We start from the raw sequence: 9,484 nt of genomic DNA, 5'->3' as shown, positions 1-9,484 counted from the left end.
TTGGCCCCGACTCCTTTATTCAGGCTGGGCAGGCTGCTGGGGCAATGTTGAACGATTTGTTCTATTTTTATAATCAGAGGTTTGTGGGCAATGAAACAAACAGCTGCTTTTGGGGCGACAGCGCTCGTGTTCGTAATAGTATTTGGTTGTTTGTATGGTTTTTTTAAAGAAAAAAAAGGCTATGGTGAAAAAGGAGCTACATTTCTATCTTTGGGGTGTGGTGTGATGGTGTTTAATTTTTTTCCTTTTATTATTGATGGAGGGGGAGTTTCCACACGGTCTGGTCAGCCAATAGAATTAAGTGATTCATTGTTTGTCACGGGTCTTGTTTTTATTGTATTTCTATGGGTTTCTGTCTATTTTGAAAAGAGATAATAATGACAAAAAAACTTGATGGCCTATCTGAATCGCCACCAGTTCACTAGACACGTATCAGCCGTCCTTGGTGACGCGTTTCATACTCTAGCGGTGACAGCTTTTCATTAAAGTCATGGCGTCGCCGGTTGTTATAGAACATTTCGATATAATCAAAAAAGTCGGGGACACCCTCAAATTGGTAGATCTCCTACAAGGTGCGCGGCCGATAGCTGATATTTATCTTTTCTTTTGGTCAGTATTGTTGGGTCATGGATAAGCAAGGAGGCAACCCATGACCCGAGCACGCTACGCCTAGGTATCCCTGGATTCTACTTCGTGCTATCACTGCATCTGCCGCTGTGTACGTCGCGCCTTTCTGTGTGGCAAGGACCTCTACTCCGGACAGGATTATGAACACCGCCGTCAGTGGGTGGTGGATCGGCTGTCAGTTCTTGTGGAGGTCTTTGCCATTGATCTGTGTGCTTATGCGGTGATGTCGAATCACTACCACCTTGTGCTTCGCATCAGCCAAAAGAGGGCGCTTTCGTGGACAGAGGAAGAGGTGGCAGCGCGCTGGATGCAGCTTTCAGCGGACCGCTGATCGTGAAACGGTGGTTGGCAGGGAAGCTGGATGAAGCAGAAGCGCTGAAAGCACGCGAAATTGTTGCTCAATGGCGAGAGCGCCTCTATGACCTGGGCTGGTTCATGAAGTGCCTGAATGAATACCTTGCACGCCGCGCCAACGAAGAAGATTGTTGCAAAGGCCGATTTTGGGAAAGCCGTTACAAGTGTCAGGCCCTGCTGGATGAAAAAGCGCTACTTCAGTGCATGGCCTATGTGGACTTAAACCCCGTCCAGGCCGAGATGGCGGCCAACCCGGAAGAGTCGGACTACACCTCCATCCAGCAGCGCTCGCAGGCGCTCCATCACGCAGCTGGGGCTAGAAAGAAACCGTCTCTTATGCCGCTGGTTGGTGCCCACACGATTGAAGCAGATGAAGAAGAAAGTGTATGCCGATTCAGATTGATGGATTATCTGGAATTAGTGGATAGCATGGGTCGGGCGGTACGGGATGAAAAGCGAGGAGCGATATCCCACCAGCCTGTTGCTGTTGGGGCGCTTGATAAAATGAAAGCGTTTGCGGAAACGATGGGGCGAAAATGGGTTTGGGGGCAGCGCTTGGTGGGATGCAAGCGTTGGTTATGATTGTTTGAATTTATGCGTGCCCCCTGAGAACTTCGGTGCGCACAGGTTGTGTTAGATAGTTTAGAAAGAAATCATGAGAGTGAAGAATGATTTACGCTTTTTCTGTTTTTATATCATTTATAGTATGTATTGTTGCTATGACTTTTATTAATTATTTTGTTTATAAACGGAGGCCGTTAATAGAAAAGGCAGCTCGAGAATGGATATCATTTGGAGGGGGTATGCTTTTTTTGAACCTGATTCCTTTTTTGACAGACGGGGATATGGTTAATAGGAAAGGTGAGGTTGTTGACCCTTTGTGGTATTTATATTTTTCTGTATCTCTATTTGTTATCTGTTTTTGGGGGGCGGCTTTACATCAAAGGAAGGAAAGGTTAAAAAATAAAAAAAGGTCGAAGAAATAACGAAATAATTGGGCTGTCCAAAAATTGGAATATCTCCTGCACACTTTTTAGCCTGTCTATGATGTCTCACTGATCGAAAATTTATGCGTGCCGCCTGAGTTTTGTCGGGCTTCAGCTCTTGTCGCGTTCGGAATCTTGAGGGTCAGGTCCCCCATTTCTTATGAAAGATTTTGCGACGCTGTTTACGGTGATCGTCCGCAGCCAAAATGTTCGCCGATCGCGGTAATAGTGTAGGGTCCGTCAAGCCATGAATTTTAGATGACCCAATTATTGTTATTGTACGTTTTCTGATAATCAGAAAGTGTCTTCGAAAGTCGAAAAAGGAAATGTGAGACCTGGCACCCTCGGTTTTTAATTTGTCGATTGATGGTAATGAATAAAACAAACCTTTTCTATTACGCAAAGCCTTGGGAGGCTTTTGCGTGTGTGTGTTTTTGCTCTGCAATTGTTATTGCGATTCTTCTTGATGTGCCTTCTTCTGAAGATGAGGGCGTTGTTGTGATCGACGATGTAATTACATCTTATCGTTGTTACAGCACTGGGAAATCAGATGTTTTTGATCTGTTTGGTGCTTCAGGTCGAAAATATACCCTGGGGGCCAGGAGAGGAAGCTGCAGGACTCCAAAAGAGAATCATGATTATGTCGGTAGGAGTGTGACAGCATATTTTCGAGGTTCTTCCAGTAATGAACCCTTTAGGCTTGATTTTGAGGGGCTTGATAGTTATGGGGGTGGGGTTACATATGGGAGAGTTGTGCTGGCTATTTTGATAAGTGGCTGCTTAATTTTATTTCCGTTTCTTGTTGTTCTAGGTTCTCGGCAGCGAAAGTTTAACTCCCAAAAATAACGAATCGGAAAACCGGGGGTGAAAATTGGTGAGCTGGTGCCAGGTCTCTCGTTTCCAAAGAAAGGCTTTGACGGCGCGGTTGACGGTGGATCGTCCGCAGCCAAAGTGTTCGCCGATCGCGGTAATGGTGTAGTGTCCGTCAAGCCATTAATTTGCCATGGCCTCCTTATTATTGTTGTGCGTTTTCTGATAATGACAGAGTGGCTTCGCAGGTCGAAAAGGGAAATGGGAGGCCCGACACCCTCGGTCTTTGGTGATGTTATGTTTTTTATTTCGGTGTTTATTTTTCTTGAGATTTTGACGGTTTTTTTGATCCATATATAAAAAGTTTTACAGGGTTTTCAGATAGGTCTGTTCTTTTTATAGGTCAAAGCATGGTTTTTTTTATTGCGGCTTTTCTTTCTCTCATAGGTGTGCCGTTTGTAGATATAAAGAATGGGGAGGCCTTGGTTGCTGATGATGTTGCTTGGGGAGGGGTTGTAGTGGCTTTCCTGTTTTTTGCATGGGGATGGCATTTAAAAATCATAATGAATAATTATCGGCGATATCGTTAATAATCGGAGGTGCCCAATAATTTGAACGTCACCTGCGCAACCCTTAGTGATTCTCTGATTTTTCACTGATCGTAAATTTATGCGTGCCGCCTGAGTTTTATCGGGCTTCAGCTCTTGTCGCGTTCGGAATCTTGAGGGTCAGGTGTCCCATTTCCGCGAGGTTTTACAGGACGGTTGCGGTGGATCATGCAAGTCGACATGCTCGCTGGGATAAGAGGCCATGATTCCGCCCATTTGTAGATTACTCGTCAATGGGTGCCACCTTGAAATTTCTGATTCGAACCCAATCCAATGCTGGCTTAATGGGAGGAGCCCTGTGTCGAAAACGATTCCTTTTTCATTGCTAGAGCTGGCGTCAGTTCGTGAAGGCGATAGCGTTAGTCAGACCATTGACAACAGTGTGGCGTATGCCCGCCATGCGGAGTCTCTTGGCTTTCGTCGGTTCTGGCTCGCCGAACACCATAATATGCAAGGGATCAGCAGTGCGGCGACGTCGGTGCTGATTGGGCATGTTGCTGGTAAAACGGCGTCGATCCGGATTGGCTCGGGTGGTGTCATGTTGCCAAACCACCCACCGCTGGTAATCGCTGAGCAATTCGGGACGCTGGAACACTTGTATCCTGGGCGTATTGATTTGGGGCTGGGCAGGGCGCCGGGGACGGACCCCATGACCAGTCGAGCGCTGCGGCGAGAAGGGTTGGGGGCGGAGCAGTTTCCACAGGATGTTGCCGAGCTGCAGCGTTTATTGGGACCGCTGGATTCCTCTCGGGGGGTGAATGCCATTCCTGGAGCGGGTACCAATGTGCCGATCTGGTTGCTGGGCTCAAGCCTTTTCAGCGCACAGCTGGCAGCGCAGCAAGGACTGCCTTATGCCTTTGCCGGCCACTTTGCGCCGCGCCTGTACCAGGAGGCCTTGAGAATTTACCGCGACCAGTTTCAGCCGTCAGCCCAGTTGGCCGAGCCTTATTCCATGTTGGCTGTGCCGGCAGTACCGGCGGATTCGGCTGCCGAAGCGCGTTATCTCAGTACCACCAGTTATCAGCGTATTCTCGCCTTGTTCCGTGGCCAGCCGCTGTGGATGAAAGCTCCGGTGACATCAATGGAGGGACTCTGGCACCCGCAGGAAGAAGCGGGTGTGAAAGGTTTTCTGGGGCTGCAGCTGCTGGGCGATGCGCCGGCCATTGAGGAGCAGTTGGCACAGCTGCTGGCCACGGTAGAAGTGGATGAGCTGATGGTCACGGTGGACCTTTACGACCCGGCCAAGCGTCGCCATGCGCTGGATATTCTGGCATCACTGCCGCAGTTTCAGGCCAGTGGCGGAAGCTAGGGGATGGCTTTCCGGTCCACTTTCAGGGTGCCCGTGTCGCTTCCTGTTAAATACAAACAGCATCAGTCTGGACCGCCTTCAGTGTTGCGTTTGCGGCTCGGTTTCGTGTATCCCGGGTAGCGGATTGTCGAAACGTTTCAGGTATTCCTTGCCAATCTCAACTGCGCCTACGTTGTTCAGGTGGCTTTCGTCACGATAGAGTGGAATGCCGTTGAGGACAGTCTGGCAGCGTTGCTCGTCACACAGAACTTTGCGGGGATTGGTCCAGAGAATCTCTGGATGCTGTGCCCTGGCAGCTTCTTTAAAGCGATAGAAATTGATCAGGTTTTGCTCGACTTCTGTCGCATCAATCGTGCAGTCATCCATGTTCTTGAGCAGGCACTCCGCATAGGACGAAGAGGGCAGTTCGGGGACATCTTCCAAGATCACCACGGTATGGCCTTGGTCGATTAGCCAGTTCAGGGTGCGCAGGAAGTGTTGCTGATACGCCTCATTTCTCAAATAGGAGTTCCACCATGCGCCAAGAAACACCGTCATGGGCGGGTGTTGCTCCAGATACTCTGTCAGCGCGTGATTGCGGGCCACCTGGGTGGGGTCGCGTGCTTGTACCTTTTCGGCGATGGGGGTTGGCAGGAAGGGGGTGGATGCGCGGGTTACCATCAACAGGGAATACCCCTTGCCTTCGATCAGTTGTTCGACAAAACCGATTTGGGCAATACCGTGGGAGTCCCCGATCAGCATGCTGTTGGGCTTGCCGTCCTTTGCGGGAGCCCCGAAAAGGCAGGCGTTGCCGGTGTTGAACTCCACCGGGTCCCCTTTGAAGCAGCGCTTGTACAGGTCTGCGGGGTTGTTGTTGGCGATGATGGTATAGAGTTCGCGGCGTTCTTCAGGGATCCGGAAGCTCAGGTCGTCGGCAATGCGGATGGTGGACTGAATCGCCCAGATGGCAATAAGCGGGCCAAGCACAAACACCATAAAGGACTTCTTCAGGCTCCAGGGCCGGTGTCGATAGCGATTCTCCACGTAGCGGTAGCTCAGCCACGAGACCACGACCACGCCTGCCAAAAGTGCGATGCGATTCCAGGCGGTCAGCTCCACCAACTGGTAATGCATGAGTGCGACTGGCGGCCAGTGCCACAGGTAAAGAGAGTACGAAATGCCGCCGAGAAAGACCATCACTGGCAGGCTCAGCAGTCGTCCGGCCACCGTGCCCGGTTGATGAAGGCCCGCGTAGATCACAAGGGCGGTGCCCAGTGTAGGCCACAGGGCATTATAACCGGGGAAGTGATCATGTTTGGTGAGCAACAGGGCGGTGGCAATGATCATGGCCAGTCCTGCCAGGGACAGGCTCTCCGCTGCCGTGCGGGATAAGCGGGGTAGCCGGTTGGCAAACAGGGCAACGCCGGTGCCGAGCATGAATTCGAATAGCCGCGCAGGCAGCAGGTAGTAGGCCGCGGCTGGCCAGCGGCTGGCCAGGTAGACCGACAGGGCAAAAGTTAGCAGCAGGGTTATTCGGAACGGCCAGTGACCCGAGCGGCCTTTGCCAAAACGGTAGGCCAGGTAGAGCGTTAATGGCCAGATCAGATAGAACTGTTCTTCCACCGCCAGTGACCAGGTATGCAGCAGCGACAATGAGCGGGTTTCTGGGGCGAAATACTGCGTCAGCTCGGTGAAATAGTAGAGGTTGCTGATGCCGATCAGTGATGACAGCCAGCTCTTGGCAAAAATGTAATAGGCGTCACCGATGTAAAACGGTGAAATCATCAGAAAGGTGACGGTGGAGACCAGCAGAAAGACGGGAACGAGCCGGCGAATACGGCGTGCATAAAAGTCTGCAAAGCGGAAGGTTCCCTTGGCAAAAGCACGTTCCAGCAGCTGGGTAATCACAAACCCGGAGATGACAAAGAAGACGTCGACACCGATAAAGCCGCCCGTGATACCTGGCACTTCGAAGTGATAGAGAATGACCAGAATCACGGCCAGCGCGCGCAAGCCCTCAATGTCGGCGCGGTAGCCCGGTTTGCTGTTAACCATGATGTCCCCGACAGACAGATAAAGCGGGGAGAATATAGGGGCTTAGCAGGTGGGACAAGACTGGCGCCGGATTGCCAACAACAGGCTCGCCAGCAGGATCGTGGCGGGAAGGCTGCCGCCGCTGCCACTGCTGCCGCTGGAGCGACTGGCCGGCGGATCATTGAAGCTGAGGGTTAATGAAGTGCTGGTATCCCCATTGGGAACATCGCTCTCATCGATGTGTCCGGTTAGCGACAGGTTGCGGGACTGGCGATCGTCTGAAGCAAAGTCCAGGGACATGGTCTGCACTGAGTCCGCTGATACATTTCCCACGGGGCAGAGTACCGGGGTGGTGCCGGTGCAGCCAAGGATTTCCCTGTTGGTCAATGTCAGGCTGGGGGGCAGGTTGAAACGGATTTCGGCGTTGCTGGCGTTGTTAAACGGCGACCGGTTGCTCAGGGTGACGGTGACACGCGCCTGGCTGGCGCTGCTCAGGGTCTGGCTGGCGCCAAGGGTGATGTCCGGGTTACTGGAAAACACCACTGTTTGTGCCAGCTGATTGTTCTGGCGACGAAATTCTTCCTCGTCAGCTCGCCCTTGCACGGTAACGGTGACCACCTGATCGGGGCCATTGTTACCTGAGATCAGCAGTGACTGCAGAAGGCTGCCGTTCAAAGATGGCGTTGGAGTGCAGCGGTTACCTGGCAGGGTTGAGTTGCAGCCTTGCCACTGTGCCGAGGCGGTTGTTCTACCGGACAGGGCAACATCGAGAGTAGGGTTGGTCGCGCGATTCTCTGCGCTGTCTACCTGGATTTGAAGCGTGACGTCATCCGCCGGCAGGGAATAGAGTCGCTCTGCGGGAGAGCCACTCCAGGACAGTGCGAGGTCCACCAGAGGTAGTCCCGCTGCTGCGGTGAGGGCTTCGATTTCATCTGTTTCGGCTGCCAGATGGGTATACCCAGCCGGTGATCCTGTTGCGCACTCTTCTTCGCCAAAGCTGGTGAGGCCGACCAATCTCGGCGACGGATCACGCCCCAGAAACAGCGGGCCGCCGCTGTCACCGAAGCAGCTGTCCTGATTGTTGCCATTTACCGGGTTCAGTTCGGCCGCACATATGACGAAGTCCGCAATGCTCAACGGGCTCAGGTTACGGCATTGCGAACGGGGAAGGTAATCGAGCTGAACTTCCTGCAGCGTGGCGCTCAAGCCGCTGCCTGTTTCTCCCCATCCCAGAGCAGTAACGGCTTCATCGCGTTCACTGAAGGGCGCGGTTTCCAGGGAATTAGAGGTGGCCAGGGTGATGATGCTTGGCCATTCGGTATTGCTTGTTTCGGGGATCTGGATCAGGGCAAGGTCGTACTCCAGATTCTGGTACTGTGAATGCACAAACAGTTTTTCTGCCTGGGTGCCGCTTTCCGGGACATTATTTCGAACGGTGTTGCCGATAAACACATAAACATTGCTGGGGGCTGCGGGCGCACCATTGCTGTATTCCAGGCAGTGCGCTGCGGTCAGGACCCAGCGGGTGCTGATCTGGCTGGCTCCGCACAGCAGATAACCGCTGCTCAAGGTCGGATCCTTGATGGCAACCTGGGTCATCCATGGCCACCGGGTGGGGGGGGCGTCGGAGCCTCCGACAATCCGCGGTGTGGCAGTCTGGCTGCTGGCGGCATGGCAGGCCACCAGCAACAGGAAGCAGAGAGCGATACGGGGATGCAGCATTATGGAACCCGGCAATTTTCTTGCAGTGTAAACCGTTTGCCTTCCCTGGGCTGTGAAGAGGTGTGTTCTTTTGTTCGTTCGCCGATCAGTGCATCGGTGCTGCATGGGCCAGCCAGTGATCGTCATCTTCACGGGTACGGGCCATGGTGCTCTGCAGGTGGCCAAGGGCCTGTTCCAGTGCCGCATCGCCATCGGTCAGGGTCATTACGGCGGCCCGCAGGCCGGGGTGGCGGTCGCGCAGGTCATTGAGCAGTTGTTCGGCGGCGGCCGTGGCGGTGCAGGGCAGCAGCAGGGCCAGATGGGTGTCATCGTAGCGGGCCGCCACATCGCTGCGGCGAATGCGTTGGGCTACCCGGTCAGCAAGTAACGGCAAATCGTGATGTTCTACCAGTGCCAGCGTCAGGGGCGATGAAATTCGGTCGTGCAGGGGCACCAACCAACCGGCAGTGCTGACCAGCGCTTCTCGGCTGATAAAGTCCGTATCCGGGTCTCGCCAGGTGGCTTCCAGGGCCGCGCGGGCGAGCACCTGATTGCGCCAGATCATCAAGCCGAAATACAGCATGCAGGCGGTGAGTGCCGCGACCAGAAACAGGCTGGCGGAGCTGTCAGCCACAGGGGCATAACTCAATCGAATTGGCAGCACGATGGCCAGCACCACTTCGGCGCCCAGCAGCATGATGAGAAACCGTTTCAGGCCATGCAGCATGCCATTACTGAGTACCGCGACGAACAGCAAGGCCATGGTGGGCGGTGGATTGCCGGCGTCAAACAGCATCACGATTCCGAGCGTGACAAGGTCCAGTGCAGACGAAAATGCATCGGCATTGGCGGGACGCCAGAACAGCAGAATCAACTGGATGCCCACGTAGGCAATAAACAGCAACCAGGGCGTAGCCTTGGGTGCGCTGAAAAAGAATTGCTCGGTGTTGTGAAAATAAATCACGGCCAGGGTGGCAAACAGTCCACGGGCCAGATACTGCATCAGCAATACGCCCTGGTCAGAAGTAAAGCGGCTGTTTGTACTCATTATGGGGGTCCCTGTGTCTGAGGCGCCT

At 53.3% G+C, this 9,484-nt stretch carries 10 protein-coding genes and 1 pseudogene; 7 read left to right on the top strand and 4 right to left on the bottom strand.

Going from position 1 to position 9,484, the window contains the following annotated elements; genetic code table 11:
- The first annotated feature begins 90 nt into the window (after positions 1 to 90).
- Positions 91 to 375 carry a hypothetical protein gene (locus Q672_RS34105; protein WP_147393921.1) on the top strand — a complete coding sequence of 95 codons (285 nt, stop codon included), beginning with the start codon at positions 91 to 93 and terminating at the stop codon, positions 373 to 375.
- Positions 376 to 421: 46 nt separating this feature from the next.
- On the opposite strand, the pseudogene Q672_RS33905 reads toward Q672_RS34105, so the two are convergent.
- A pseudogene (locus Q672_RS33905) lies at positions 422 to 538 on the bottom strand (IS3 family transposase); the annotation flags it as partial.
- 422 nt (positions 539 to 960) lie between these two features.
- On the opposite strand from Q672_RS33905, the gene Q672_RS19285 reads away from it, so the two are divergent.
- The 6 genes from Q672_RS19285 (at position 961) to Q672_RS19275 (ending at position 4,694) form a co-directional block, all read left to right on the top strand.
- Complete coding sequence (locus Q672_RS19285) at positions 961 to 1,563, top strand: hypothetical protein (RefSeq protein ID WP_233552483.1); 603 nt, start codon at positions 961 to 963, stop codon at positions 1,561 to 1,563.
- A gap of 86 nt (positions 1,564 to 1,649) precedes the next feature.
- The gene (locus tag Q672_RS0116995; protein WP_031225852.1) at positions 1,650 to 1,967 is read left to right on the top strand and encodes a hypothetical protein; all 318 of its coding nucleotides are present in this window, start codon (positions 1,650 to 1,652) and stop codon (positions 1,965 to 1,967) included.
- A gap of 372 nt (positions 1,968 to 2,339) precedes the next feature.
- Complete coding sequence (locus Q672_RS34100) at positions 2,340 to 2,813, top strand: hypothetical protein (RefSeq protein ID WP_147393920.1); 474 nt, start codon at positions 2,340 to 2,342, stop codon at positions 2,811 to 2,813.
- A gap of 18 nt (positions 2,814 to 2,831) precedes the next feature.
- Positions 2,832 to 3,137 carry a hypothetical protein gene (locus Q672_RS19280; protein WP_022984045.1) on the top strand — a complete coding sequence of 102 codons (306 nt, stop codon included), beginning with the start codon at positions 2,832 to 2,834 and terminating at the stop codon, positions 3,135 to 3,137.
- 50 nt (positions 3,138 to 3,187) lie between these two features.
- On the top strand, positions 3,188 to 3,367 hold the full coding sequence (locus Q672_RS34095; RefSeq protein WP_147393919.1) for a hypothetical protein: 180 nt from the start codon (positions 3,188 to 3,190) through the stop codon (positions 3,365 to 3,367).
- A 316-nt stretch (positions 3,368 to 3,683) separates the two neighbouring features.
- Positions 3,684 to 4,694 carry an LLM class flavin-dependent oxidoreductase gene (locus Q672_RS19275; RefSeq protein ID WP_031225849.1) on the top strand — a complete coding sequence of 337 codons (1,011 nt, stop codon included), beginning with the start codon at positions 3,684 to 3,686 and terminating at the stop codon, positions 4,692 to 4,694.
- A gap of 78 nt (positions 4,695 to 4,772) precedes the next feature.
- On the opposite strand, the gene Q672_RS19270 is transcribed toward Q672_RS19275, so the two are convergent.
- The 3 genes from Q672_RS19270 to Q672_RS19260 form a co-directional block, all read right to left on the bottom strand.
- A complete protein-coding gene (locus Q672_RS19270; protein ID WP_022984043.1) occupies positions 4,773 to 6,728 on the bottom strand; it encodes an acyltransferase family protein in 1,956 nt (651 codons plus the stop codon).
- A 42-nt stretch (positions 6,729 to 6,770) separates the two neighbouring features.
- The gene (locus Q672_RS19265) at positions 6,771 to 8,429 is read right to left on the bottom strand and encodes a S1 family peptidase (RefSeq protein ID WP_022984042.1); all 1,659 of its coding nucleotides are present in this window, start codon (positions 8,427 to 8,429) and stop codon (positions 6,771 to 6,773) included.
- Between the two features lie 85 nt (positions 8,430 to 8,514).
- Positions 8,515 to 9,456 (bottom strand): hypothetical protein, encoded by a 942-nt coding sequence (locus Q672_RS19260; protein ID WP_022984041.1) that lies wholly within the window; start codon positions 9,454 to 9,456, stop codon positions 8,515 to 8,517.
- Between the last annotated feature and the right edge of the window lie 28 nt (positions 9,457 to 9,484).

Origin of the sequence: Alcanivorax sp. P2S70 (genome assembly GCF_000475295.1) — a bacterium.
In the GTDB taxonomy this organism is placed as follows: Bacteria; Pseudomonadota; Gammaproteobacteria; order Pseudomonadales; family Alcanivoracaceae; genus Alcanivorax; species Alcanivorax profundi.
Note: the sequence above shows the minus strand (reverse complement) of the source record. Positions and strands in the feature narration are given on the sequence as shown.

Coding starts and splice junctions, on each gene's coding strand:
- Q672_RS34105 (WP_147393921.1), top strand. CDS start 91: ATGAAACAAACAGCTGCTTTTGGGGCGACAGCGCTCGTGTTCGTAATA.
- Q672_RS34095 (WP_147393919.1), top strand. CDS start 3,188: ATGGTTTTTTTTATTGCGGCTTTTCTTTCTCTCATAGGTGTGCCGTTT.
- Q672_RS19260 (WP_022984041.1), bottom strand. CDS start 9,456: ATGAGTACAAACAGCCGCTTTACTTCTGACCAGGGCGTATTGCTGATG.
- Q672_RS19265 (WP_022984042.1), bottom strand. CDS start 8,429: ATGCTGCATCCCCGTATCGCTCTCTGCTTCCTGTTGCTGGTGGCCTGC.
- Q672_RS19270 (WP_022984043.1), bottom strand. CDS start 6,728: ATGGTTAACAGCAAACCGGGCTACCGCGCCGACATTGAGGGCTTGCGC.
- Q672_RS0116995 (WP_031225852.1), top strand. CDS start 1,650: ATGATTTACGCTTTTTCTGTTTTTATATCATTTATAGTATGTATTGTT.
- Q672_RS34100 (WP_147393920.1), top strand. CDS start 2,340: ATGAATAAAACAAACCTTTTCTATTACGCAAAGCCTTGGGAGGCTTTT.